The following is a 25,128-nucleotide window of genomic DNA, read 5'->3' as shown; positions in this document are numbered from 1 at the left end:
AATCATCAGGAGCGCACATTAAATGAGCATGCAAGACACTCTGGCGGATATGTTTACCCGTATCCGCAATGCGCAGATGGCCACCAAGGAGACGGCAGTCATGCCGTCTTCCAAGTTGAAAGTGGAAGTGGCCCGCGTGCTAAAGGAAGAAGGCTACATTACCGACTTTGCGGTTGATGAAGGCGTTAAGCCTGCACTAACCGTGACTCTCAAGTACTTTGAGGGTAAGCCGGTCATTGAGCACATTCAGCGGGTTTCCAAGCCGTCTTTGCGTCAGTACAAGGGCAAGGACAACCTGCCCAAGGTTGCCGATGGTCTGGGCATCGCGATTGTCACCACCTCTAATGGTGTCATGACCGCTCGTGCCGCACGCCAGGCGGGTGTAGGTGGCGAAGTCATCTGCACCGTATTCTAGGAGGCTGGAATGTCCCGCATAGCGAAATATCCGGTTAAAGTGCCTGCTGGTGTCGAGATCAAAATCGATGCTAGCCAGCTGACCGCCAAAGGCGGCCAAGGCACGCTGTCACTGCCCATTCACCAGGACGTGGTGATTGGTCAAGAAGATGGCCAGCTGACCTTCGCCCCGAGCGAATCTGCCAAGAGCTGGGCAATGGCCGGTACTACCCGCGCCTTGGTTCAGAACCTGGTAACGGGCGTATCCGAGGGTTTCACAAAAACTCTCGAAATTGTTGGCGTCGGTTATCGTGCCCAAGCTAAGGGCCAGACGCTCAATCTTTCACTGGGCTTCTCGCACCCGGTCGACTACGAACTGCCGAAAGGTGTCTCAGCGGAAACGCCGAAGAACACCACTATCGTGCTGAAAAGCGCGGATAAGCAGATGCTCGGTCAGTGCGCCGCGGAAATCCGCGCTTTCCGTCCGCCTGAGCCGTATAAAGGCAAGGGTGTTCGGTACGCCGACGAGCAGGTGCGTCGCAAAGAAGCCAAGAAGAAGTAAGGCAGGGTTATGAACGCGAAGAAAGAATCTCGTCTCCGTCGTGCCCGCCGTGCTCGCGCCAAGATCCGCGAGCTGGGCGTGTATCGCCTGTGCGTCAACCGTACCCCGCGTCACATCTACGCGCAGATTATCTCGCCGGATGGTGGCAAAGTACTAGCCAGTGCTTCTACGCTGGACAAAGTACTGCGCGAGGGTGCGACCGGTAACTCAGATGCGGCCTCCAAGGTCGGTGCTCTGATTGCTGAACGCGCTAAAGAAGCAGGCATCACCCAGGTGGCCTTCGACCGTGCTGGCTTTAAGTATCACGGTCGCGTCAAGGCTCTGGCCGACGCCGCTCGTGAAGGCGGCCTGGAATTCTAAAGGGTTTTACGATGGCGAAGAACGAACAGCAAAACGGTGATCTGCAAGAGAAGTTAGTGCAGGTTAACCGCGTCGCCAAGGTGGTCAAGGGTGGTCGTATTTTCGGCTTCACCGCACTGACCGTCGTAGGTGATGGTAAAGGTCGTGTTGGTTTCGGTCGTGGCAAGGCGCGTGAAGTGCCGGTCGCAATCCAGAAAGCAATGGACCAGGCTCGTCGCAACATGGTCAAGGTTAACCTTGCAGGCAACACGCTGCAGTACCCTGTGAAAGCCCGTCACGGTGCTTCCAAGGTCTACATGCAGCCAGCCTCCGAAGGTACCGGTATCATCGCCGGTGGTGCTATGCGCTCTGTATTAGAGCTTGCTGGCGTCCACGATGTACTGGCCAAGTGCTACGGTTCCACCAACCCGGTTAACGTGGTACGAGCGACTGTTAAAGGTCTCTCTGCTATGCATGCACCGGAAGACATCGCCGCCAAGCGCGGTCTGTCTGTCGACGCGATCACGGGGTAAGGCACCATGGCAGCAACGATCAAGGTTACCCAGATCCGCAGCACCATCGGCATTTTGCCCAAGCACAAGGCTACTATGAAAGGCCTGGGCCTGCGTCGCATCGGTCACTCGGTTGAACTGGAAGACACCCCTGCCGTTCGCGGCATGATCCACAAGGTAAATTACCTTGTGCGTGTTGAGGGAGAGTAATCCATGAAACTTAATACCTTAAGCCCGGCCCCGGGCTCCAAACCCGCTGAAAAGCGCGTTGGTCGTGGTATCGGTTCCGGTCTTGGTAAGACCGGCGGCCGTGGCCACAAAGGTCAGAAATCACGCAGTGGCGGTAGCGTCAAGCCTGGTTTCGAAGGCGGTCAGATGCCAATGCAGCGTCGTTTGCCGAAATTCGGTTTTACGTCTGCTAAATCATTGGCCTCTGAAGAAGTACGCCTGGCTGAACTTGCCAAGGTTTCCGGTGACGAAGTCACTATGGAAACACTGAAGCAAGCCAACGTGCTGAAGGATGCAACGCTACACGCGAAAATCATCCTTTCAGGCGAACTGAACAAGGCAGTTACCGTTCGTGGTATCAAGGTCACCAAAGGTGCCCGTGAAGCGATCGAAGCTGCTGGCGGCAAGGTAGAGGACTAAATGGCCAAGTCAGGAAATATGCCGGCGATGGGCAGCGGTCTGAGTGAACTGTGGGCGCGTTTGCGCTTCGTGCTCCTCGCCATCGTGGTGTACCGTATCGGTGCCCACATTCCCGTTCCCGGTATCAATCCTGACCAGCTTGCTGCCTTGTTTAGGGAGCAACAGGGCACCATCCTGGGCATGTTTAACATGTTCTCGGGTGGCGCCCTGGAGCGCATGAGCGTCCTCGCTTTGGGCATAATGCCTTATATTTCCGCGTCGATTATCATGCAGCTGATGACTGCGGTCTCACCCCATCTTGAACAACTCAAGAAGGAAGGTGAGTCCGGCCGCCGCAAGATTAGCCAGTACACCCGCTACGGCACGGTGATACTGGCTCTTGTCCAGGCTACCGGCATGTCGGTCGGTCTGGCTAGCCAAGGCATCGCTTACAGCGCTGACTTCAGCTTCTATTTCACCGCCGTGATTACGTTTGTGTCAGGCGCGGTGTTTATGATGTGGCTAGGTGAGCAGATTACCGAGAAGGGTATTGGCAACGGTATTTCGTTGCTGATCTTCGCCGGTATCGTCGCTGGGCTGCCCAGTGCCGTGGGGCAAGCGTTTGAACTTGCTCGTAACGAAGGGGCCTGGAATGTCCTTCCGCTGTTAGCGCTGTCAGTGCTAGGTATTGCCACCGTCGCGTTTGTGGTGTTCATTGAGCGCGGTCAACGCCGCTTGAAAGTGAACTACCCACGTCGTCAGGTGGGCAACAAGATGTATGCAGGCCAAAGCAGCTACCTGCCTTTGAAAGTGAACATGGCGGGTGTTATTCCTGCCATCTTCGCGTCCAGCATTCTACTCTTCCCGGCTTCTATTGGTCAGTGGGTAGGTGCAGGTGAAGGTATGGAGTGGTTACAGCGTGCATCACAAGCATTAGCCCCTGGGCAACCGCTTTACATCTTGCTTTTCGCGGCGGCAGTGGTATTCTTCTGCTTCTTTTACACAGCGCTGGTCTTCAATCCGAAGGATGTAGCTGACAATCTGAAAAAGTCAGGTGCGTTCCTGCCGGGCATTCGCCCCGGCGAGCAGACCGCTCGCTATATCGATAAAGTCATGACTCGTCTGACTTTGTTCGGTGCCCTATATATCACTGCGGTTTCCTTGATGCCCCAGTTCCTGATCGTTGCGTGGAATGTGCCATTCTTTTTTGGCGGTACCTCGCTCCTGATCGTGGTAGTGGTCATCATGGACTTCATGGCCCAGGTGCAGTCACACCTCATGTCGCATCAGTATGACTCGGTGATGAAGAAGTCCAACCTGAAAGGCTACGGTAGCGGCGGCATCACGCGCTGAGGCGCCGCCTTACGATTGGCGCGCCGCGAGCCGTTTTTGGAGAAAGAACGATGAAAGTTCGAGCTTCCGTAAAGAAAATGTGCCGTAACTGTAAGATCATTCGACGCAATGGCGCTGTTCGCGTCATCTGCATCGAACCACGGCACAAACAGCGTCAGGGTTAATTCCTACGCTGTTTTAAGTGGGTGTTCGGCATACCCCTTGCCTTAGGGCATTTAAAGGGGTATGCTGTTGCGCCTTTTGTAGATGAATAAACGAGCAAGCCGCTCAAATTTCGGAGTAAGCTGATGGCCCGTATTGCAGGCGTCAATATCCCGGACAACAAGCATGCGGCGATCTCGCTGACCTATATCTTCGGGATTGGCCGTACTCGCGCGCAGCATATCTGTGCTGCTGCTGGTATCGCGCCGACTACCAAGGCCCAGGACCTGTCTGGCGAAGAGCTGGATACCCTGCGTGCTGAAGTTGGTAAGTACACCGTAGAAGGCGACCTTCGTCGTGATGTTACGCTGAACATTAAGCGTCTCATGGACTTAGGCTGCTACCGTGGTCTGCGTCATCGTCGTAGTCTTCCGCTGCGTGGTCAGCGGACCAAGACTAACGCGCGCACCCGTAAGGGCCCGCGTAAGCCGATCCGCAAATAATACGCAGGCTCTTTAATAGAGAGCCGGCGTAACGACAGGAATAGACATCAACATGGCTAACCCGCGTAGTAACCGTAAAAAGGTTAAAAAGCAGGTAGTGGACGCCGTTGCGCATATCCATGCCTCTTTTAACAACACGATCGTGACGATCACAGACCGCCAGGGCAATGCTCTTTCTTGGGCAACTGCCGGTGGTTCGGGTTTTCGTGGTTCTCGCAAGAGCACCCCGTTCGCTGCTCAAGTAGCAAGCGAGCGTGCAGCGACTGCTGCAGCCGAGTATGGTGTGAAAAACGTAGACGTACTGGTTAAAGGCCCAGGTCCCGGTCGTGAATCCGCCGTGCGCGCACTCAATGCCGCAGGCTTCCGCGTGCAAAGCATCGTAGACGCGACGCCCATTCCCCATAATGGCTGCCGTCCGCCTAAGAAACGCCGCGTTTAAGGAGACAGATTCATGGCTCGTTATATTGGACCGAAGTGCAAACTGTCTCGTCGTGAAGGCACCGATCTCTTTTTGAAGAGTGGCGTGACTCCCTTCGAGAAAAAGTGTAAATCCGAGCAAATCCCGGGTGTACACGGCCAGCGTCGTCAGCGTCTTTCAGACTACGGCTTGCAGCTTCGTGAGAAGCAAAAAGTACGTCGCATGTATGGCGTACTCGAAAAACAGTTCCGTAACTACTACAAAGAAGCTGCTCGCCTGAAAGGTGCGACCGGTGAAGTATTGTTGCAGTTGCTTGAATCCCGACTGGATAACGTCGTCTACCGTATGGGTTTCGGCTCGACTCGCTCTGAAGCGCGTCAGCTCGTTAGCCACAAGGCGATTTCCGTGAACGGCCGCACCGTTAACGTTGCTTCCTACCAAGTGAAGCCGGGTGACGTTGTTGCTATTCGCGAAAAGGCGAAGAACCAGGCACGTATTCAAAACGCGTTGACCATTGCGGCCAACCGTGGCGATATCCTCTGGATTGAAATCGACGCCAAGAAGATGGAAGGCACTTTCAAGGCTCTGCCTGAACGCGGTGACCTGACTGCCGACATCAACGAAAACCTGATCGTCGAGCTGTACTCCAAGTAAGCGGCGTTAATTAATCTGCTTCTTGAAGCCTGGGCGGGATAGCAAAGCTAACCGCCCAGATGCTCTTGAGTACGGTTCTTAAGAACTCAGTATCCGTTTGGCAGCCTGAAAGGTGTTCATATGCAGCGTTCAGTGACAGAGTTTCTTCGTCCTCGCGACATCAAGGTCGAAGAAATCAGCGCACATCATGCCAAAATCGTTCTCGAACCGTTCGAGCGTGGTTTTGGTCACACCCTGGGGAATGCACTGCGTCGCATTCTGCTTTCGTCTATGCCCGGCGCTGCCGTGGTAGAGGCTGAAATTGCGGGTGTAGAGCACGAGTACAGTGCGCTCGAAGGGGTGCAGGAAGATGTCATCGAAATCCTCCTGAACTTGAAAGATGTTGCGATCAAGATGCACAGCCGCGATGAGGCGGTGCTCTCGCTGAACAAGCAGGGCCCAGCCGTCGTCACTGCTGGCGACATTGCGCTTGATCATAGCGTCGAAATCGTCAACCCGGACCACGTCATTGCACACGTCAATGAAGGTGCCGAGCTGAAAATTCAGCTTAAGGTAGCGCTGGGTCGTGGCTACGAACCGGCTGACGCCCGTGGCTCTGATGAAGAGACCCGTGCTATTGGCCGCCTGCAGCTGGATGCCACCTTCAGCCCTGTCCGCCGCGTTTCCTACTCGGTTGAAGCCGCTCGTGTTGAGCAGCGCACCGACCTCGATAAGCTGATTATCGATCTGGAAACCGACGGTACTTTGGATCCGGAAGAGGCTATCCGTCGCAGTGCGACCATTCTGCAAGAGCAGCTGGCCGCCTTCGTCGACCTTGAAGCTGATAAAGAGCAGGAAGTCGAAGAGGAAGAAGATCACGTTGATCCAATCCTATTGCGCCCCGTAGACGATCTTGAGTTGACCGTTCGCAGCGCGAACTGCCTAAAAGCCGAGAATATTTACTATATCGGTGATCTTATCCAGCGCACAGAAGTTGAGCTGTTGAAGACACCGAACCTCGGTAAAAAATCCTTGAATGAAATCAAGGACGTTTTGGCGGCGCGCGGCTTGTCCCTCGGCATGCGGTTGGAAAATTGGCCGCCCGCTAGCCTGAAGGACGACAAGGCCACCGCGTGAGTGTCGACTTGAGTCCCAGTTTGGTAAGGAATTACAACCATGCGTCATCGTAAGAGTGGTCGTCATCTGAATCGCACCAGCTCGCATCGTCAGGCCATGTTCAAGAACATGTCTGTCTCGCTGGTCGAACATGAAGTCATCAAGACAACCCTGCCCAAGGCCAAGGAACTGCGTCGCGTTATCGAGCCGCTGATCACCTTAGCCAAGCAGGATAGCGTTGCGAACCGTCGTTTGGCGTTCTCTCGCACACGTTCCAAAGAAGCCGTTGGCAAGCTGTTCAATGAGCTGGGTCCGCGTTACGCCGAGCGTCCGGGTGGCTACATCCGTATTCTCAAGTGCGGTTTCCGCACCGGCGACAACGCGCCTATGGCGTACGTTGAGCTAGTAGACCGTCCGGTTGCTGAAGAAGCCGCTGCTGAAGAGTAAATCTTTAGTTGCTGCCTCTTTAAAGCAGAATGAAAACCGACCCAGCTGGGTCGGTTTTTTTTATGCCTGGCGTATCGAGTAATGCCGCTATAAACGTTAAATTGTCCGACGAGCGTGCTAGTCTAGAGTGAATTGACGGGGCCATTGGCGCTGCAGTTGTTTACCCTTGGGAACTGATTCATGGCGCATTATTCAATGCGGGGGTGTACGCGTGCAGGCCGAGGAAAAAGTGTGCGTCTCGTTTCCAGCGTAAATGAATCATCAAGGGGCAGACATGGTGACGAGGGGAGTAAACGATAACAAGGCGTCGAGGGCATGGCTAGCGGTAACGATGTTACTGCTATTGATCATCACCACCTCGACCGTGCAGGCGAATCCACGTTACGCAGGTATTGTGGTCGATCTTGATAACGGTGAAGTTTTATACGCAGAAAATGTGGATGCACCGCGTTATCCTGCTTCGCTGACCAAAATGATGACGCTGTACATGACCTTTGAAGCGCTGGAAAGTGGCACTTTAACGCTCAATGAGCCCCTCGCTGTTTCTGCCCAGGCCGCGGCCATGCCCGCTACCAAATTATGGCTTTCTGCGGGCAGTACGATTCCTGTCGATACCGCTATCCGCGCCCTGGCTGTGCGTTCGGCGAATGATGTCGCCGTTGTGGTGGCTGAAGCATTGGGCGGTAGCGAGCAGCGCTTTGCGCGGCTTATGACCGAAAAGGCGCGAGAGTTAGGTATGACAGCCACGACCTTCCGCAACGCCTCGGGACTTCCTGATGACCAGCAAATTACCTCCGCGCGGGACATGCTCACACTTTCGGTGCGTGTCATGCAGGATTTTCCACAGTATTACCATTACTTCGGTCTTCAGGAATTTACTTATCGCGACAAGCGCCACACCAGTCATAATCGGCTGGTGCGCGACTATCCCGGTGCCGATGGTTTAAAAACCGGCTTTATTCGTGCCTCTGGCTTTAACGTCGCGACGACAGCGGTGCATGATGGCCGGCGGCTGGTTGCCATTGTGATGGGAGGGTTTAGCTCTTCATCGCGTGATACTCATATGGCCGATTTACTCGACCGAGGCTTTATGCGCGCTGAGCTGCGCGATCAGCGTACATGGGTCGCCAATACCAGTTTCTCTCAGGAGTTTATGGGGTTTGGTGGTTCTACACCTCCCGTGGCACCCCCCAAGGCGCCAACACCTGCGCCAAGCCAAATGCTTGCCAGTATTGAAACGACCACGCTGTCACCTGCCCCCAATACCAGCGTAGACGAGCAACTGGCCACGATCACTGTTGAAGGCCCGGCCGAGGCGTCCCGCGCGTCTAACGCTGACCCTTTGCAGGACTTTATTCAAAGAGAGCGCTTGGTGGAAGCTCCCCCGACCGGCGCCTGGGGTATCCAAGTGGGTGCATTTAGCCAGCAAGGGCAGGCTCAACAGCTGGCCCAACAAGCGGCCCAGCGCTTAACGCAAAACTTGGCCGGACGCGTGGAAGTGGATACGCTTGAAGGCCAAACGCCGGTATACCGTGCTCGCCTGGTGGCTTTGGATGAGCACCGCGCCCGTGAAGCCTGCCGTGAACTACAACTGCAAGGCATGGAGTGCATGGTGGTCAACGCAAGCCTTTAAGCCTTGTTTTAAATGTCAAAAAACCCCATCAGCTTTTATGAGCTGGTGGGGTTTTTTATGGTTGATGTCACGACCCACTACGGCTTTTCACCAGTGCACACGTACGCGCGCAATCGCTTAGGCTAGGCAAAGGCGTACGCGTTCATTGCCAGCACGCCATGCTCAACGCTGCGGTGGAGCGGTGTGACATCACCGCCTGCGCCCATGGCTACCAGTAACGGCTGAAAATGCTCGGGCGTTGGATGATTCCTGCTCGCTTCGGGGGCCGTTTGCCAGGCAAGCAACGCCTCACGGTCATTGTTCACAAGCTGGGTGTCGACCCACTCTGCAAAAGCGCCGACCCAGTTGGGCATTGGGTTATCAAGCGGCATGGTTTCGTAAAGGTTATGGGTCAGGCTGCCCGACCCGATCACCAGAATACCTTCTTCACGCAGTGGCGCCAGGCGCTTACCCAGCTCAACCAGCTTGTCGTTGGACCAACGCACAGGCAGCGATAGCGTAACGACAGGAATATCCGCCTTGGGAAACATCAGCGAAAGAGGTGCCCAGGTGCCGTGGTCAAACCCTCGTTCCACTTCTGAGGCGCCCAGTAATTTGGCCAAGCGGTTGGCCAGTGCAGGCTCGCCAGGTGCTGGGTACTGCTGCTCGAACAGTTCGCGGGGAAAGCCGCCGAAGTCATGAAGGGTTTCTGGCCAAGGGCTGTTACTGACTTTCAGCGTCTGACTTTCCCAGTGCGCCGAAACCACAATGATCGCCTTGGGCGTCAGTCGCTTGCCCAGCGAACGTAAAAAGTGATGGGCAGGCGTAGGGGTGAGGATCAGCATGGGAGAGCCGTGGGATATAAAAAGACTGGGTAGCATAACAACGTCTCCTGGCAGAAGGCCCTGGCAGTGACCAGGGCGCGAGCAAAGGCATGGCGGAGAAAAGGTGATAGATAAACTCGTTTGGGTGCGCCTAACGCGATTAGCTAACGCGGCGGTTCAGTGTAAAGCTGCCGCCGCCTAAACCTGCCTGCACGAGCAGGGCAACGGTCCAGAATGCCGGGAACTCCCAACCACCGCCAGCGTTGGTAAACGCCCAGCCGTTGCCAAGATGCACGGACGTAGCACCCAGTAGCAGAGGGATCATTGCAAGGCTAATCCAGCGCGTATAAATACCCAGAATCAAGGCCAGACCGCCGCCAACTTCGCCCAGAATCGTTAAGTAGGCTATAACGCTTGGCAGGCCCATTGACTCAAAGTAGGCGACCGTGCCCGGCAGGGTAAACACAAACACCTTGGTCAGGCCATGGGCGAGTGCCATCACGCCAAGTGATAGTCGCAGCAGTGCGATGGCGTGGGGTTGAAGGTTTGTGCTCATGGTGGAAGAAGATGCATTCATGGGGTATCTCCATTGGGCAGTGATGAAAGTTCAATGGGGACACTTTACGTTCATTGACGGCAGAGATAATCCACGCGTACCAAACATCACTGTTGCGAAATAGGCGACAATCCCATCTCCTGCTCCCAGTAAGGCGGGCTACCCCAGGCATCCGTTAACAACTCAATAAACCGCTCTACCTTGGCAGGTAAAAAGCGTCGCGCAGGGTAAATGGCATGAATATCCAGCATCTTGGGAGGGATGTGCGGCAGTACCTGAACCAGGCGCCCAGCGATAATGCTCTCCGTTACCAAAAAGCTGGGTTGATGAGCGATACCGATACCTGCCTCGGCGGCATGGGTTAAAACATCGCCATTGTTGCTTTCAAGCGGGCCTTGGGGTGTCAGCGTCATATTTTCAAAACGCCAGTTGCTATTGGCTAAATCGCTGCGGTAACGCAGGCAGCGGTGGTGCGCAAGCGCCTCTGCATTTTCCGGCACGCCATGGGTTTCAAGGTACGCCGGGGATGCGCAAAACAGCATTTGACAGCGCGTCAGACGCCTGGCGATCAGGCTTGAGTCGGGCAGGTTGCCAATACGAATGGCCACATCGTAGCCCTCTTCGAGAAGATCCACGCGGCGGTCACCTAAGTCCAGGCGTACGTCCAGGCCAGGATACGCCACCATAAAGCGCGGCACCAGCGGGGAGAGGTGGCGCATGCCAAAACTCATGGGGCCGTTGATGCGTAAACGGCCGCTTATTTCAGAAACACCGCTGCCTACGTCGGCGGCAGCCTCATCAAGCGCCTGTAAAATCGCTTGGGCATGCGCAAGGTAGCGCTCGCCCTCGGCGGTTAAATGCAGGCGCCGCGTGGTGCGCTGAATAAGCCGCACCCCGAGCGTCTCTTCAAGGGCCATGACAATACGTGATACCCGCGTGCGGGAAAGATCCAATGCTTCAGCGGCCCGCGTGTAGCTGCCAAGCTCGGCAACTTTGACAAAAGCGGCAATATGATCGAGCTGGTTCATGGCCGAGCCAACGCCCGTGCGGCCTGGTAAGGATCAGGCTGGCCACAAATGGCGGAGATAACCGCCAGGCCATTGGCACCGGCTGCAACGACCTGCTGGGCGTGTTCAGCCTTGAGCCCACCAATGGCCACGCTTGGCAAGGTGCAGGCCGCGGCTAATTGAGCCAGGCCTTCAAACCCCAACGGTTTAGCATGGTCCTGCTTGCTTTGGGTGGTAAACACCGGGCCCAGGCCCACGTAGTCGAGCAGGGCCACGGGGGCTGAGTGAAGCTGCTCAAGCGTATTAATCGAAAGCCCGATAATTGCCTCTGGCCCCATGGCCGCCCGTGCCTCTTGAACCGCTGTATCGCTTTGGCCGACATGCAGCCCATCGGCGCCGCTTTGCAAGGCAACGTTCAAGCGGTCATTAATCACCAGTGGTACCCCGCTACCCGCCAGGGCGGCTTTCAAGCGCCTGGCCTGTTCAATCATGTCGGTATCGCTTGCGTGTTTATCGCGCAGTTGAACAAAACTGACGCCCCCTTTGACGGCCTCAATAACGGTGCGCTCTAGCCCTGCGGCTTGACAGAGTTGAGCGTCAGTGACCAGATAAAGCGAAAGATCAAAACGCATTATCCTTCCTCCAGCCCGGTAAACTGACGGACGTCTGTAGGCGTTAGCTGATACAAGGCGTCCAACAGGGCTACCTGAAAACTACCCGGGCCTGCCGCCTGTTGTCCAGCGCGGCTACCCGCGATAGCAAAGCTTGTAAGTGCGGCTAACGTGGCGTTCAAGGGAGCTCCGGGGCTGGCCGCTACAAAGGCGGCAACGGTGGCACTTAACGCGCAGCCAAGCGTAGTGACACGCGGCATAAGCGCGTGTCCGCCGCTCAAGCGCCAGTGCTGAGTGCCATCGGTAATAAAATCCTGCACGCCGGTCATCGCGACAATACAGCGCTGCTGCTTGGCGAGGTTAATGGCGGCCTCACGCGCTTCATCCGTAGAGGCCGTGGCATCCACCCCACGGCCCGCGTGGGTCAAGCCGGAAAGCGTCATGACTTCTGAGGTATTGCCACGGATCACGCTGGGCTTAAAAGCCAATAGCGTTTGTGAAAGCGTTTGACGGTAATAAGTGGCGCCCACTGCAACCGGGTCCAATACCCAGGGGGTATTGTGCTCGTTGGCCGTTTTGGCGGCAAGTTGCATACCTTCTGCCCAGTGTGGTGAAGGCGTACCGATATTGATCGAAAGTGCCCCGGCCAAGCGAGTAAACTCAGCGACTTCCTCAGTTGAATGCAGCATGGCAGGGGAAGCGCCGACAGCCAGCAGGCAGTTAGCTGTGCTGTTCATCGCTACAAAATTGGTAATACAGTGCACTAACGGCGTGGTGCGTTGTACAGCGGAAAGCGCGTCGCTCAGCGGGAGTGATGTCATGGCCACCTCACAGCGTAGATCGGGTGTGATGACACCGCGACTTCCTACGCCGGTATTATCCGGTTCAGGTTCTAAGGGTGCATCTCAGCTTGAGCGTCTCAAGCGCCCCTGTCGTCAGGCTACTATCCTTGCCTTGGGCGGTGCTGTAAAGCGCAGACGATGTGTAAGGGGAGGCCGGTAGGGTAAGCGGGGCTGGAATAATGGCTGTTCTGCCCTCATGGTATGTCATCACAACGGCATCATGCGGTGTGAAACGGTTAGCGATAGGCTTGTACACGGTATGGTTTTTGTCAAAGATAACCGCTCAATCAATTCATTTAACAGCATAATTCCCACAAGGAGCCCAAGATGACTTTGCAAGGTGAACAGCATAAAGGCGTTCGTCCGGCCCCTGCGCAAACCCAAGGGTTTCGCTTAAACCATACGATGCTGCGGGCGAAAGACCCCGAGCGTTCATTGGCCTTTTACTCCCAGGTATTTGGCATGCAGGTGCTGCGTCGGCTGGATTTCGAAGAGATGCAGTTTTCGCTCTACTTTCTGGCGAACCTGGAAGCCAACGACCAGGTGCCGGAAGATACCCAGGCGCGTACCGCCTGGACCTTCAGCCAAAAGGGGCTGTTAGAACTTACCCATAACTGGGGCACAGAAGACCAGGACGATTTTGCCTACCACGATGGCAATGCCGAACCGCAGGGCTTTGGACATATCTGCTTTAGCGTGCCGGACTTGGAAGCGGCCCAGGCGTGGTTTGATGAGCACGATGTGACGTTCATAAAGCGGGCGGATCAAGGCAAAATGCAGGGCGTCATTTTTGTGAAAGACCCGGACGGCTACTGGATCGAAGTTATCCAGGCCGACCTAATGGCGGCGATGGGCGACTGATATGGCACACTTGCTGTTTCGGCTGCGCTACGTTACCGATGAAGAAGCCATGGAAGTCCGCTCACTACTGGCAGAACATGGTTTTGATACCTATGAAACGCAGGCCGGTTTTTTCCGCTTAGGGGTGGACGCGATCTGGCTGCGTGATGAAACCCAGCGTGAGGCGGCCGAAGCAGCACTGGCGGTGTATCAAGCCGAGCGCTTCACCAAGGCTCGGCAAGCGCACGCCGAGGCCGTGAGCCAAGGCGATGCACCTACCTTATGGCGCCGCCTGGCGGCGCATCCCTTTCAGGTCACCCTGGTAATGGTGGCGGTCGTCATGGTGGCACTGCTTACGCTGTTGCCATTTCTTGGCCTGACACGTTAATCAAGCCGCAGGTGCCCGCGTTTTAAGTAGAGCTTGACCCCTTCGCTGCCCGCGCTAAGTTGGGGAGCGGCGCCGGGAGGGTAGCGACACCAGCTGCCCGTCGGGTATTCGGTATCGCCGTCGCACAAGGTGCCTTCCAGAACAAACGCTTCCAGGCCACCGCCCAGCGTTGGGTAGACAATCGTCACGCCCGCCTCCCACCGCTCCAGGCTGGCGCGCTCTTGGCCAAAGGTATGCAGCATTTTATAGGTAATGCCTGGGCGACGGTCCGGCTGCCAAGGTAAACGGTGGGCAGGTACGGCCAGTTGAAGAGTGTCATTGGCTGCAAACTGGTGAAGCTTCACCAGGATGAGCGCGCCCTCATCGCCTATGTGCGGGGTGTGGCCCGTACCGATAGGATTGCGCAGATAGGTGCCCGCAGGGTAGCGGCCGTGCTCATCACCGAACACGCCCTCTAGTACAAGAATCTCTTCCCCGCCGTCGTGGGTATGTGCGGTGAACTGGCTGTTGGGCGCGTAGCATACCAGGCTGGTCGCTCTGGCGACTTCCTCGCCGATGCGATCAAGCATCATGCGCGTGACGCCTGCACTGGGCGAATCGACCCATTGATATTGGTCCGGCGTTACGCAGGCAAAGTGGCTAAAGTCGGCGTTAAGGCGCATGGTATTGGCTCTTTGCAGTGGGGGGGATCGCGGTAGTGCAAGTCTCCTTATCCACCACCCAAAATGCAATGCATAAAAGAGCGCTTTAATGACGAGCCGTTAGGGAGGCTCGTTGCATAAAGGCGGTTTTTTTCAGGGCGTCGCCGCAAGCGTCGTCAGAATATGGTGGGCGGCCTCAATACGTGCCTGGTTGGGATAATTGCGGTTGGCGAGCATCACGATGCCTATTTGCTGGCTGGGTACAAAGGCGACATAAGCGCCAAAGCCATTGGTTGAGCCCGTCTTGTTAAACCACACATCGTCATCTGCCGGTAGCGGTGTCTGAAGCTGCTCGGCCTTGTTAGCCTCCAGCACCATCTCCAGCGAATTGCCTGCTTGTAGCTGGTCAAGCGACACAGGGTAGGCATAGCGTTCCCAACCGAGGCCTTGGGTCATATCGCCCATGTTGACGTAGCCCATCCGGGTTGCTTCCAGTGCTTCGCGCAGCGGTTCATCCACCGCTGAGCTGTCCATGTTGGCGTTAATGAACGCCAGCATATCGGCGCTATTCGACTTTACCCCGTAGGCCTCTGCATCCAGTACGCCGGGGTTCACCCGAATCGGCTCATCCTCTTTTGAGTACCCGAAGGCGTAGTTCGCCTGCGCGTCTTCAGGTACCTGCAGGTAGCTGTGTTCAAGGCCGAGTGCTGAAAACACGTGCGCTTCCATCAACTGGGCGTAAGGTTTTCCAAGCCGCTGGGCGGTCAGGTAACCGAGTAATCCAATGCTCGGATTTGAATAGAGCCGATGAGTGCCTGGCGCATACGTCGGTGCCCACTGGCGGTAGTAGGCGACCATGTCGTCTTCGTTGTTGACGCTATCTGGAAACTGCAACGGCAGCCCACCCGCCGTGTAGGTGCCCAGTTCCAATAGGCTGATGTTATCAAAGGCGCTTCCTTCAAGGGCTGGCAGGTACTGGCTGGCGGGGTCGGAAAGTGACAGAGCACCGCTGGCCTGAGCGTAAGCCGCCAGCGTCGCCGTAAACGTCTTGCTGACGGAACCCAACTCAAACAGCGTATCGGTGGTTACCGGCACGCCAGCCTCTTGATCGGCGACCCCATAATTAAAGTAATGGGGCGTGCCCTTAACGCTCACCGCTACGGCCATGCCCGGGACACTGTGCGCGTCCATCAAGGCTACGATAGTGTCGTTGACCACCGACGCCACCGGCAGACTGCGTGGATCATCATTCGCATAGCCAAAAGCGCTGATAAGAAACGAACCTGCCACAATAAGCGCATTTTTTGCTGTTAACATCTTGTTCATCAGAAAACCCGTTACGTGTTGTTGGTTAACATCGGGTGTTGGCCCCGCTGATTCGTTGCTTACGTTACGGCGAACCGTACAAGGTGACAAACAGCGATATTTTGCATAAGCCATTAGAAAAATTTGGGGGTCTGTATCGTGCGTCCCTACTTACCACTAAAAGCCCTGCGCGCCTTTGAAGCGTCGGCCAGGCACCTGAGTTTTACCCGAGCGGCTGCCGAGCTATGCGTGACGCAAGCGGCCGTAAGTCATCACGTAAAATTGCTGGAAGGCCAGTTGAAGGTAGCGCTGTTCACCCGCCTGCCGCGCGGGCTGATGTTAACGCAAGAGGGCGAAATGTTACTGCCGGTCCTCAAGGCGTCTTTTGATCAGATTACGCACACGCTGGATCAATTAGGCGAGCAGAACTACCGGGAGGTATTGAATGTGGGCGCGGTGGGCACGTTCGCCGTCGGCTGGTTGCTGCCCAGGCTTGCTGACTTTCAGGAGCGCTATCCGTTTATTGATCTGCGCCTTTCGACCCATAACAATCGCACGGATATGGCCGCGGAAGGGTTCGACTTTGCTATTCGTTTTGGAACAGGCGCCTGGCACGGTATTGCGGCCCAGCCTTTGTTGCCAGCCTCGCTGTCGGTCATGTGCACGCCTGACATCGCCACCCGGCTAAAGACGCCGGCCGATGTCGTGGGTGAAACATGGCTACGCTCTTATCGCACCGATGAGTGGACGCAGTGGCTACTGGCGGCGGGGTTATCAGGCAGTGTTTCTGTGCCAAGAAGTATCGTGTTTGACTCTTCTATTGCCATGATAGAAGCCGCACAGCAGGGTGTAGGCATTGCCCTGGCGCCGCCTTCAATGTTCTCACGCCCGCTCACCAGCGGTGCTTTGGTACAACCGTTCAGCACCGCGGTGAGTTTAGGCGGGTACTGGCTGACGCGCTTACAGTCGCGGCCAGAAACCCAGGCCATGGCCTGTTTTAGAGAGTGGCTGACCCTGGCAACCAATGCCTAGTGGCTATGGCTATGCTCGCTGTGATCATGCCCGTGGTCATGATCATGGTCATGATCATGGTCATGATCGTCATGTGCATGGTCGTGGCCGTCATGCGCATGGTCATCATGGCCCGGTTGGGCCAGTGCTTCGTGCAGCACTACCGCATTGTGGCGCATCATGCCAAGGTAAGTGCTCGCTTCGCCCTCGGAAGAGAGCGCATCGGCATACAGTGTTCCGGCAATCGGCAGGCTCGTCTCTTCAGAAAGTTGCTGAATGACCGCAGGATTGGTCATGTTTTCATGGAACAGGGCTTGTACGTTCTGGTCGTTGATCACGTCCACCAGCTCGGCCATGCTGGCGCCGCTGGGTTCTACTTCGGTTGATAAGCCGGTAGGTGCCAAAAAGTTGACGCCGTAAGCATTCGAGAAGTAGCCAAAGGAGTCGTGGCCAGTAATCACGCTGGTTGAGGCCGGGATTTCGCTGATGAGCTCACGAATTTCAGCATCGACTTCTGCCATGCTGGCCAGGTAGTTATCGGCGTTAGCCCGGTACTCATCGGCGTTAGCCTCATCGGCCTCAATCAGGCCGTCACGGATATTGGCAACGTAAATCCGCGTTTGGGCCATATCCTGCCAGGCATGAGGATCAAATTCACCATGCGCATGGTCGTGGTCGTGGTCGTGGTCGTGATTATGGTCATGATCGTGGTCATGCCCGTGGTCGTGCCCATGACCATGGTAGTCGAGCTTGTTAATGCCATCAGTGGCCGTGATCAATGCGCCGTTGTAGCCGCTGGATTCAATGAGCCGCTCCATCCAGCCTTCGAACAGTAGGCCATTGAACACCACAAGATCCGCTTCTGTCAGTGCGCGTGCATCGCCTGGGCGAGGGGAGTAGACGTGCGAATCACCGTCAGGCCCCACCAGTGATGTTACTTCAACGTGCTCACCGCCCACGTTCTCGACCATATCGGCCAGGATGGAGAAGCTTGTCACCACCTGAACGCGGTCTGCTGCGATGGCCGCGGGCAGTGCCAACATGGCGGATACGCCAACCAATAAGCGCGAAGATAACCGTAAAGACATACCGACTCCTGTTGAATGATGTTACGTAGATGCCTCAGCACTGAGCGGGGCTGTTTTACGCCTTAGCCGGGCAGCCAGACTGTGGTAGCGCCCGAACATCGCCGAGAAAAGATAGCCCACGCCGGCCAGCAGAATAATGCTCGGCCCCGAGGGAATATCCAGATGAAAAGAGAGCAGCAAGCCACCGGTACTGGCGACCATGGCGATCACGACCGCAATCGCCATTAGCCCCTCAAGGCGCCTGCTCCAAAAACGCGCGGCGGTGGCGGGCAGCATCATTAAACCTACCGCCATCATCGTGCCCAGCGTTTGAAAGCCCGCCGTCATGTTGAGCACCAGCAAGGCTAAAAACACGCTATGCACCCAGCCGTTGCGGCGGTTTTGACCGCGTAAAAAAAGCGGGTCCAAACACTCCACCACCAGCGCGCGGAAGATGATCGCCAGGGTCACCAGAATCAGCGTGCTGATGCCTGCAATCAGTAGTAATGCAGTGGCGTTAACGGCCAAAATCGACCCAAACAGAACGTGGGTTAAGTCAACGCTGCTGCCCCCCATCGAGATCAGCATGACCCCCGCCGCTAGCGAGATAATAAAAAAGCTCGCCATGGCCGCATCTTCACGCTGGCCGCCTATCTTCGATACTGCCCCGGCAAGTAGCGCCACCATTAACCCGCACAATACGCCGCCAATACTCATAATGGGCAGCGAGAACCCGGCCAGTAGAAAGCCGATAGCCACGCCCGGCATAATGGCGTGCGCCAAGGCATCGCCGATCAGACTCATGCCGCGTAGCACCAGAAAAACGCCCAAGGGCGGGGCCGCAATGGACAGCGCTAACCCGCCGACCACCGCGCGGCGCATAAAGCCGTAATCAAACGGCGCAATCAGCCACGTATTAAGCAGTTCCAGCATGGTGCTCCCCCAGTGTAAAAGGGACAGCCTGGGCGGGCAGTGGCTGATGATGTAGTTCACTGGGTGCCACCCAGCGGGCATGGCCGCCGTTTAACATCAATATTTCATCGGCCAAGCGGCGTAAATGGTCCATATCGTGCAGAACAATAATAATCGTCGTACCGTCATCGGCCATCTGGCGCAGGATACGGATTAAAATATCGACCGTGTCGCTGTCCACGTTGGCAAAAGGCTCATCCAGCAGTAGCAGCTCGGCTTCCTGCATTAACGTACGCCCAATCAAGGCCCGCTGGCGCTGGCCGCCGGAAAGCTCGCCTAACGGGCGGTGAGCCAAGTGCGAAATACCCAAGCGCGCCATGATGTCGCGACCTTTACGGTAGTGCGTCGCACAGTAGCCTTTTAGTGCCCCATGGCTTGGCCAGCTGCCGGTCATGACCAACTCCTCCACACTCATGGGAAAGGTTAAGTCCAGCGCCAACTGCTGAGGCAGCCAGGCACAGCGTTCAGAAGGAACGCTGCATATTACGTTGCCACCTGCCGGGCGAAGTTCGCCCATAATGGCCTGGATCAGAGTGCTTTTACCGGCCCCATTGGCACCCACTAATGCCGTAATAGCCCCCGGCCTGATATCGCCATCCACATGCTCAAGCACGGTGCGATGCCCTTGGGCCAAGTGCAAATTCTTAAGCTGTAAGCGTGATGTTGTGCGCTGACTCATTTAGGCCACCCACCAGCCCACACCACCAGCGCCCATAGCGCCACAAGCGGTATCGTCACCAGTAGCAGCCGTTTCGTGGCCGACAATGACATTAAAGAGAAGTGGCAAGGCCCCTCCCGGTTATGGCGGTGCGTGCGATGACTCACAGAGTACCCTCTTAATAATAGAATAAGTTATAACATAACAATTGGCGAAGCCAAAAAAATTACTGAATATTTTACGTGCTTACCGCGTCGTGACAATGACAATCGCGCTCACACACTCATCCCAAAGTAACTTATCCACAGGGCGTTTTAGTAACGCCATGTAGCGCTAATCTGCTGGGGAGAGACCAGCAGCGCATATTCACCGTCCATCGTCACTGGGCCAAGCGAAACGCGGGCGGGCTGAAAACGGTTAATAGCGGATGACGCCTGGTTGGGCTGGGTCCAAATCTGAAGTTCATTGACCAGCATGCCCATGGCAAAGTTCATCGCCCCGTCGCGCTCGCGGCCATCGGCCGCAATAATACCGCCCGCAATGCTGTTAATCACCAGTGAGTTCACCCGCTCACCCCAGCCACGGCGTGCCCGCTCGGCCTGGGCAAGTTCCAACCCCAGCGCTTGCACACCGCTTAGCTCACCACGGGCTTTTAAACGCTCGTACTGCGCCAACGCCGCCTGGTGTGGCTGGCTATCCAGCAACACTCCGCCAAGCGCCAAGGCTGATTTCACCACACCGATCCGCGCATCAAAACGGTCATCGCGGTCGCTTGCTTCGCTTGCCTGGTAAGCATCCACCACAAGGCTTGCGCCATAAATACCTGTCCAACCCCACTCCCACACATTGGCCTGCCGCGCACCGCGCTCAAATACATCGTCATAACCCGCCCACTCATCGGTTGTTTGCGCCAAAGCTGGCAGTGCCACAACGCACAGCAGTACGCCTAAAAGAGGGTGTAAACGCATCGGGAAAGTCCTGTCATCAAAGGGGGATGGCATTAAGCGTAGCATGTACTGGAAGGGGATTTTCACGGAAGCCTGACGTTAAGTATGACTAAGGTCAATGGCGCTTAAAGGCGAAGGATGGTTAGATGTTGAAAAGAGCAAGAGGTGCACGTAATGGATGATTTCTCACCATCAGATCTAAAAACGATCCTGCACTCCAAGCGTGCAAATCTCTATTACTTGCAGCACTGCCGGGTGCTGGTCAATGGTGGTCGTGTTGAGTATGTCACCGATGAGGGGAGCAAATCGCGCTACTGGAATATCCCCATCGCCAATACCACCTCGCTACTTTTGGGCACCGGCACCTCCATTACCCAAGCTGCTATGCGCGAACTGGCCAAAGCAGGCGTGTTGGTTGGGTTCTGTGGGGGTGGTGGCACGCCGCTGTTCGCTGCCAATGAAGTCGATGTAGACGTCGCTTGGCTGACCCCGCAAAGCGAGTACCGGCCCACCGAGTACCTTCAATACTGGGTGCGCTTCTGGTTTGACGATGTAAAGCGCCTAAACGCCGCTCGGGCATTCCAGCAAGCCCGTTTAACGCGTATTGAAGCGCTTTGGACAAGCCGCGTAATGAAAGATGCTGGATTCAATATTGATAAGGAGCATCTACACAGCGCACTTCATCACCACCGCCAAGCGATCACACAAGCGCCCAGTACCGTGGATTTACTGACGCTGGAAGCACGCTTAACCAAAACGCTCTTTAAATTGGCGGTTAATGCCACCGATTACGGCGACTTCACCCGTGCCAAACGTGGCACAGGCGCCGACCCCGCCAACCGCTTTCTCGACCACGGCAACTATCTGGCTTACGGCTTGGCCGCGACCGCCACGTGGGTGCTGGGCATTCCGCATGGCCTTGCCGTACTGCATGGTAAAACCCGCCGGGGCGGCTTGGTGTTTGACGTGGCGGACCTGGTCAAGGACGCCGTTATTTTGCCTCAGGCGTTTATCTCCGCCATGCGCGGTGATGAAGAACAAGAATTTCGCCAAGCATGTATTGAGCGCTTAACGCGCACTGAATCCCTCGACTTTATGATCGACACGCTCAAGGACGTGGCACAAGCGCTAGGGAGCGGTGAACCATGAACGTGCTGCTGATTTCCCAGTGCAATAAAAATGCGCTGAAAGAAACCCGCCGCATTCTCGACCAGTTCGCCGAGCGCCGGGGCGACCGCACCTGGCAAACGCCCATCACCCAAGCGGGGCTGGATACGTTAAGAAAGCTGCTGCGCAAATCCGCCCGCAAGAACACCGCCGTGGCCTGCCACTGGATTCGTGGCCACGACCACAGCGAGCTTGTGTGGGTAGTGGGAGATGCCGCGAAGTTCAACCGGCGCGGGGCTACGCCGACCAATACCACGCGGCGTAATATCCTTCGTGCAGAAGACGAGAACGATTGGCACAGCGGCCAGCTGATTCATCTGCTGGCCTCGGTGGCCGCGCTCTTTCATGATTTGGGTAAGGCCAGCGAGGCCTTTCAGCTTCGCTTGCAGGGCAAACTTGAAGGCCGCAATCGTTACCGCCATGAGTGGGTATCGCTGCGCTTGCTGGAGGCTTTCGTTGGCGAAGATGACGATGCTGCGTGGCTTTCTCGTCTTGAAAGCCTTGAGGGAAAAGACGACGCCCTTTGGCTTGAAAACCTCCGGTGTGACGCGCCGGATGATTCGGGGCAAGTGCAGCCATTCGGTCATTTACCTCCGTTGGCAGCGGCGATTGGTTGGCTGATCGTCAGTCACCACCGTCTTCCCGCATTACCCGCTTACGATGATGATGGCAACCAGAAATGGCTAGGCGCCAAAGCGCCACTCAACACAGGTAATTTGCCAACGTTGCCAAAGGCTATTACCGCCGCTTGGAACGAGCGCGTGGAACCCGCTGCCGAGAAAGACGTAGCCCCTTACTGGCGCTTTCTTCACGGCTTGCCGGTAACGGAAAAAACGTGGCGCGAGCGGGCACAGCGTTTGGCCCGCCAGCTAGGAAAGTTACAGCCTGCACAGCCCCCGCTTGAATCTCCTTACGTGATGCACTTGGCCCGTATGGCATTGATGCTGGCGGATCATTACTACTCCAGCCTGACGGGGATGGGGCGGCTAACCGGGCCTTGGAAGAAAACGCTGTATGCCAATACGGCAACGGTTAACGGCAAGCGCCAGATGAGCCAGCCATTAACGGAGCATTTGCTGGGTGTGACACGTGCAGTGGGGGAAATTGTTCACCGCTTACCTGATATGACCAAGGCGATGAGTGGTATTACCGGGCATAAAGGGTTTAAGGCCCGTAGTAAAAACCCGCGTTTTCGCTGGCAGGATAAAGCCTATGATTTAGCCGTAGGCTTGCGTGAGAAAAGCCACCGCCAAGGCTTTTTCGGTATCAATATGGCCTCGACTGGGTGTGGCAAGACGATTGCCAACGGGCGAATCATTTATGGTCTGAGCGAGCCTGACCTTGGTGCGCGCTTTTCGATTGCGCTGGGGCTTCGCACGCTAACGCTGCAAACGGGGCAAGCCTACCGTGAGCGCTTGGGGCTGGGCAGCGATGATCTTGCAGTACGCGTGGGCGGGTCTGCCAGCCGTGCGCTGTTCGAGCACCAGCAGGCGCAGGGTGGTTCGGATTCGCGGGCTGATTTGTTAGACGAGCAAAGCCATGTTCACTTCGAAGGCAACGTGGATACGCACCCTCTCTTGAGCAAGGCGGTGGCCGATCCTCGTGCACGTTCCCTCATCTGTGCCCCCATTCTCGTTTCTACGATTGATCATCTGGTACCCGCCACCGAAAGCCTGCGTGGCGGCCATCAGATCGCCCCGATGCTGCGCCTGATGAGCAGCGACCTGGTGCTGGATGAGCCGGACGACTTCGATATTGCTGATTTGCCTGCGCTTACAAGGTTGGTCTATTGGGCGGGCATGTTGGGTTCAAAGGTACTGCTTTCTTCCGCCACGCTGCCTCCTGCGCTAGTTCGCGGCCTTTTTGACGCCTACCGGGAGGGCCGTGCTGAATACCAGCGGCACCGGGGTGAGCCGGGTGCGCCCGTCGAGCCGGTTTGTGCCTGGTTTGATGAGCACAGCTGCACACAGGAAAGCTGTGCCGATGGCGCACGCTTTGATGCCGCACACGATACGTTTGCCCGCAAGCGTGCTGCCAAACTAGCGTCTCAGCCGCCACTACGCCGTGGTTACCTCGTGCCTTTTTCGGCGCCTTCATCACTGGAAGCCATCGCTGGCGCTTTGGCACAAACGGTAATTGACCAAGCCATCGCGTTGCACAAGGTGCATCACACGCAAGATCCGCAAAGCGAAAAACGGGTTAGTTTCGGTTTGGTACGCATGGCCAATATTGCGCCACTGGTCACCGTGGCGCAGGCGCTTTATCGATCCGAAATTCCCGACGGTATACAGGTTCATCTATGCGTTTACCACTCGCAGTTTCCACTACTGCTGCGCTCGCGGCTGGAGGCGAGGCTTGATCGTGTGCTGGACCGCCGAGATGAATGGGGCGTTTTTACGCAGCCGGATATTCAAGCGCAGTTAAAGGGCGAGGCAGCTGATCACTTATTTATCGTATTGGGCTCGCCCGTTACTGAGGTAGGGCGCGATCACGATTACGATTGGGCTATCGTTGAGCCGTCTTCCATGCGCTCGATTATCCAACTGGCAGGGCGTGTTCGCCGCCATCGTCCAACGGCTGTCAGTAAACCCAATATCGCGCTGCTTGATACCAACGTGAAACATCTTGAAGGAAGGCGACCCGCTTTCAGCCACCCAGGCTTTGAGACCGAGCAATTCTGGCCATTAAGTACGCACAGGCTCACCGATCTGCTACGTGAAAATGAAATCGATCCGATTGATTCACGTCCACGCCTGACACCCGCTGAGGCGCCTGAGCCCACCGGCAAGCTGGTCGACCTGGAGCACGCACGGCTGGGGTCGTTGATGGTTGAGAGCGCAGAACCGGTAGGCGCACCAAGGCGACGCAAGCGCCGGGGCGAGGCGCCCAAGGTCGATCTCGGTGCTTATCTTTTCTATCGGCCTGCCTCGATGACACTCAGCGCCGCTGCTCTACAACACGCCCCATTTCGCGAGGATAACGCCCAAGAGAGCGAATTTGTGCTGCTGCCGGATGAGGCGGAAGAGGATTACCTGTTTTACAGCATCGAACAGAGCGGCCTTGAAGAGAAGCTGACCCCGGCAGAGCGAGAACTGGATCGGTTGCCGAATACGCTACTGGAAAATTCGCGCATCACGCCTTGGAACGAACCGGACTATATGACGGCTCTTACAGAACAAGCGGACGCCATGGACATGAGCCTTGAACGCTGCGCCAAGCGCTTTGGCCGCATTCGACTGAAAACCGACTACGCCCCTTACGGATGGCACTTCCATCCTGCGTTGGGGTTTGTGAGGAAGAAATGAGGCAGTCGGCCTTATACGGCCGACTGCGGCTGCCTGGGCGGCAGCGAAGGATATTGGTTGTTATTTCTAAGCAGCCTAATCGGCAGCGGTGCTGATTCTAACACTTTCTCAGCGCAGCGTAACGTCTCTAAAAGATATTGGTTGTTAGGATTGATTTTATTTGTTGAAGAGTATACGCTTGCCTTCAAGCTCGCGATAGCGGGTGAAATGCTCACCCCAAGAGTTGCAGCTCTGGGGCGAGCTGAGCACTGAAAACGTTGAGACCGCTGTGGAAAAGCGAAAGGAGGTATGAGGATGATTGGCTATTGTCCCGTTAGAAGAGACTGACAGC

30 protein-coding genes and 1 riboswitch are annotated in these 25,128 nt (G+C 56.2%); of the genes, 19 read left to right on the top strand and 11 right to left on the bottom strand.

Annotated elements, in window-relative coordinates; genetic code table 11:
* The first annotated feature begins 22 nt into the window (after positions 1-22).
* From rpsH to FKN99_RS09930, 14 genes are all read left to right on the top strand, one after another.
* Positions 23-415 carry a 30S ribosomal protein S8 gene (gene rpsH, locus FKN99_RS09995; protein ID WP_172117710.1) on the top strand — a complete coding sequence of 131 codons (393 nt, stop codon included), beginning with the start codon at positions 23-25 and terminating at the stop codon, positions 413-415.
* Between the two features lie 9 nt (positions 416-424).
* Positions 425-955: a 50S ribosomal protein L6 gene (rplF, locus tag FKN99_RS09990; RefSeq protein ID WP_172117709.1), complete on the top strand. Its 531-nt coding sequence runs from the start codon at positions 425-427 to the stop codon at positions 953-955.
* Between the two features lie 9 nt (positions 956-964).
* Positions 965-1,315, top strand: coding sequence for a 50S ribosomal protein L18 (gene rplR / locus FKN99_RS09985; RefSeq protein WP_022520865.1), 351 nt, complete (start codon positions 965-967; stop codon positions 1,313-1,315).
* Between the two features lie 11 nt (positions 1,316-1,326).
* Positions 1,327-1,827, top strand: coding sequence for a 30S ribosomal protein S5 (gene rpsE, locus FKN99_RS09980; RefSeq protein ID WP_172117708.1), 501 nt, complete (start codon positions 1,327-1,329; stop codon positions 1,825-1,827).
* Positions 1,828-1,833: 6 nt separating this feature from the next.
* Positions 1,834-2,016 (top strand): 50S ribosomal protein L30, encoded by a 183-nt coding sequence (gene rpmD, locus FKN99_RS09975; protein ID WP_172117707.1) that lies wholly within the window; start codon positions 1,834-1,836, stop codon positions 2,014-2,016.
* 3 nt (positions 2,017-2,019) lie between these two features.
* Positions 2,020-2,454, top strand: a complete 435-nt coding sequence (gene rplO, locus FKN99_RS09970) for a 50S ribosomal protein L15 (protein WP_172117706.1) — start codon at positions 2,020-2,022, stop codon at positions 2,452-2,454.
* A complete protein-coding gene (gene secY / locus FKN99_RS09965; protein ID WP_172117705.1) occupies positions 2,455-3,786 on the top strand; it encodes a preprotein translocase subunit SecY in 1,332 nt (443 codons plus the stop codon).
* A gap of 50 nt (positions 3,787-3,836) precedes the next feature.
* Entirely contained in the window at positions 3,837-3,950 is a 114-nt protein-coding gene (gene rpmJ, locus FKN99_RS09960) for a 50S ribosomal protein L36 (RefSeq protein ID WP_009099023.1), read from the top strand.
* Positions 3,951-4,073: 123 nt separating this feature from the next.
* Positions 4,074-4,430, top strand: a complete 357-nt coding sequence (rpsM, locus tag FKN99_RS09955; protein ID WP_172117704.1) for a 30S ribosomal protein S13 — start codon at positions 4,074-4,076, stop codon at positions 4,428-4,430.
* A gap of 52 nt (positions 4,431-4,482) precedes the next feature.
* On the top strand, positions 4,483-4,869 hold the full coding sequence (gene rpsK / locus FKN99_RS09950; protein WP_009099028.1) for a 30S ribosomal protein S11: 387 nt from the start codon (positions 4,483-4,485) through the stop codon (positions 4,867-4,869).
* A gap of 12 nt (positions 4,870-4,881) precedes the next feature.
* Positions 4,882-5,502, top strand: a complete 621-nt coding sequence (gene rpsD, locus FKN99_RS09945) for a 30S ribosomal protein S4 (RefSeq protein WP_087108925.1) — start codon at positions 4,882-4,884, stop codon at positions 5,500-5,502.
* Between the two features lie 120 nt (positions 5,503-5,622).
* Positions 5,623-6,618: a DNA-directed RNA polymerase subunit alpha gene (locus FKN99_RS09940; RefSeq protein WP_172117703.1), complete on the top strand. Its 996-nt coding sequence runs from the start codon at positions 5,623-5,625 to the stop codon at positions 6,616-6,618.
* 39 nt (positions 6,619-6,657) lie between these two features.
* A complete protein-coding gene (gene rplQ / locus FKN99_RS09935; protein ID WP_018917717.1) occupies positions 6,658-7,044 on the top strand; it encodes a 50S ribosomal protein L17 in 387 nt (128 codons plus the stop codon).
* Positions 7,045-7,375: 331 nt separating this feature from the next.
* On the top strand, positions 7,376-8,677 hold the full coding sequence (locus FKN99_RS09930; RefSeq protein WP_172117806.1) for a D-alanyl-D-alanine carboxypeptidase family protein: 1,302 nt from the start codon (positions 7,376-7,378) through the stop codon (positions 8,675-8,677).
* A 122-nt stretch (positions 8,678-8,799) separates the two neighbouring features.
* Here FKN99_RS09930 and FKN99_RS09925 read toward each other — a convergent pair whose 3' ends face one another.
* The 5 genes from FKN99_RS09925 to thiM all read right to left on the bottom strand — a co-directional run bounded on the left by FKN99_RS09925 (position 8,800) and on the right by thiM (position 12,475).
* Positions 8,800-9,537: a DODA-type extradiol aromatic ring-opening family dioxygenase gene (locus tag FKN99_RS09925; protein ID WP_172117702.1), complete on the bottom strand. Its 738-nt coding sequence runs from the start codon at positions 9,535-9,537 to the stop codon at positions 8,800-8,802.
* 103 nt (positions 9,538-9,640) lie between these two features.
* Positions 9,641-10,057, bottom strand: coding sequence for a DoxX family protein (locus FKN99_RS09920; protein ID WP_172117701.1), 417 nt, complete (start codon positions 10,055-10,057; stop codon positions 9,641-9,643).
* 86 nt (positions 10,058-10,143) lie between these two features.
* Positions 10,144-11,064 carry a LysR family transcriptional regulator gene (locus tag FKN99_RS09915; protein ID WP_172117700.1) on the bottom strand — a complete coding sequence of 307 codons (921 nt, stop codon included), beginning with the start codon at positions 11,062-11,064 and terminating at the stop codon, positions 10,144-10,146.
* The gene (gene thiE / locus FKN99_RS09910; RefSeq protein ID WP_172117699.1) at positions 11,061-11,675 is read right to left on the bottom strand and encodes a thiamine phosphate synthase; all 615 of its coding nucleotides are present in this window, start codon (positions 11,673-11,675) and stop codon (positions 11,061-11,063) included. Before thiE ends, FKN99_RS09915 begins: the two co-directional genes overlap by 4 nt.
* Positions 11,675-12,475 (bottom strand): hydroxyethylthiazole kinase, encoded by an 801-nt coding sequence (thiM, locus tag FKN99_RS09905; RefSeq protein ID WP_172117698.1) that lies wholly within the window; start codon positions 12,473-12,475, stop codon positions 11,675-11,677. The genes thiE and thiM overlap by 1 nt, the downstream gene beginning before the upstream one ends.
* 24 nt (positions 12,476-12,499) lie before the next feature.
* Positions 12,500-12,595: riboswitch (TPP riboswitch) on the bottom strand.
* Positions 12,596-12,823: 228 nt separating this feature from the next.
* Here thiM and gloA point away from each other — a divergent pair.
* Entirely contained in the window at positions 12,824-13,357 is a 534-nt protein-coding gene (gene gloA / locus FKN99_RS09900) for a lactoylglutathione lyase (protein WP_172117697.1), read from the top strand.
* A gap of 1 nt (position 13,358) precedes the next feature.
* Positions 13,359-13,724 carry a DUF6164 family protein gene (locus FKN99_RS09895; protein ID WP_087108910.1) on the top strand — a complete coding sequence of 122 codons (366 nt, stop codon included), beginning with the start codon at positions 13,359-13,361 and terminating at the stop codon, positions 13,722-13,724.
* On the opposite strand, the gene FKN99_RS09890 is transcribed toward FKN99_RS09895, so the two are convergent.
* Entirely contained in the window at positions 13,721-14,386 is a 666-nt protein-coding gene (locus tag FKN99_RS09890) for a cupin domain-containing protein (RefSeq protein ID WP_172117696.1), read from the bottom strand. The genes FKN99_RS09895 and FKN99_RS09890 overlap by 4 nt on opposite strands.
* 132 nt (positions 14,387-14,518) lie before the next feature.
* Positions 14,519-15,682 (bottom strand): class C beta-lactamase, encoded by a 1,164-nt coding sequence (gene ampC / locus FKN99_RS09885; protein ID WP_253927014.1) that lies wholly within the window; start codon positions 15,680-15,682, stop codon positions 14,519-14,521.
* 147 nt (positions 15,683-15,829) lie between these two features.
* Here ampC and FKN99_RS09880 point away from each other — a divergent pair, with 147 nt between their 5' ends.
* A complete protein-coding gene (locus tag FKN99_RS09880; protein ID WP_319941265.1) occupies positions 15,830-16,702 on the top strand; it encodes a LysR family transcriptional regulator in 873 nt (290 codons plus the stop codon).
* Here the strand turns inward: FKN99_RS09880 and FKN99_RS09875 are convergent.
* The 4 genes from FKN99_RS09875 to FKN99_RS09860 all read right to left on the bottom strand — a co-directional run bounded on the left by FKN99_RS09875 (position 16,699) and on the right by FKN99_RS09860 (position 20,346).
* Entirely contained in the window at positions 16,699-17,769 is a 1,071-nt protein-coding gene (locus FKN99_RS09875; protein WP_172117694.1) for a metal ABC transporter substrate-binding protein, read from the bottom strand. The genes FKN99_RS09880 and FKN99_RS09875 overlap by 4 nt on opposite strands.
* Before the next feature lie 21 nt (positions 17,770-17,790).
* Positions 17,791-18,681, bottom strand: coding sequence for a metal ABC transporter permease (locus FKN99_RS09870; protein WP_172117693.1), 891 nt, complete (start codon positions 18,679-18,681; stop codon positions 17,791-17,793).
* The gene (locus FKN99_RS09865; RefSeq protein ID WP_172117692.1) at positions 18,665-19,399 is read right to left on the bottom strand and encodes a metal ABC transporter ATP-binding protein; all 735 of its coding nucleotides are present in this window, start codon (positions 19,397-19,399) and stop codon (positions 18,665-18,667) included. Before FKN99_RS09865 ends, FKN99_RS09870 begins: the two co-directional genes overlap by 17 nt.
* A gap of 293 nt (positions 19,400-19,692) precedes the next feature.
* Positions 19,693-20,346, bottom strand: coding sequence for a type 1 glutamine amidotransferase family protein (locus tag FKN99_RS09860; protein WP_172117691.1), 654 nt, complete (start codon positions 20,344-20,346; stop codon positions 19,693-19,695).
* A 153-nt stretch (positions 20,347-20,499) separates the two neighbouring features.
* Here FKN99_RS09860 and cas1f point away from each other — a divergent pair, with 153 nt between their 5' ends.
* Together cas1f and cas3f are read left to right on the top strand one after the other, a co-directional pair.
* Positions 20,500-21,474 (top strand): type I-F CRISPR-associated endonuclease Cas1f, encoded by a 975-nt coding sequence (gene cas1f, locus FKN99_RS09855; RefSeq protein ID WP_172117690.1) that lies wholly within the window; start codon positions 20,500-20,502, stop codon positions 21,472-21,474.
* Positions 21,471-24,797, top strand: a complete 3,327-nt coding sequence (gene cas3f / locus FKN99_RS09850) for a type I-F CRISPR-associated helicase Cas3f (protein ID WP_172117689.1) — start codon at positions 21,471-21,473, stop codon at positions 24,795-24,797. The genes cas1f and cas3f overlap by 4 nt, the downstream gene beginning before the upstream one ends.
* Positions 24,798-25,128: the final 331 nt, after the last annotated feature.

The organism is Halomonas hibernica (assembly GCF_013183775.1).
Lineage (GTDB): Bacteria > Pseudomonadota > Gammaproteobacteria > Pseudomonadales > Halomonadaceae > Vreelandella > Vreelandella citrativorans.
The sequence above is the reverse complement of the archived record's forward strand: the minus strand, read 5'-3'. Positions and strand labels throughout refer to the sequence as shown.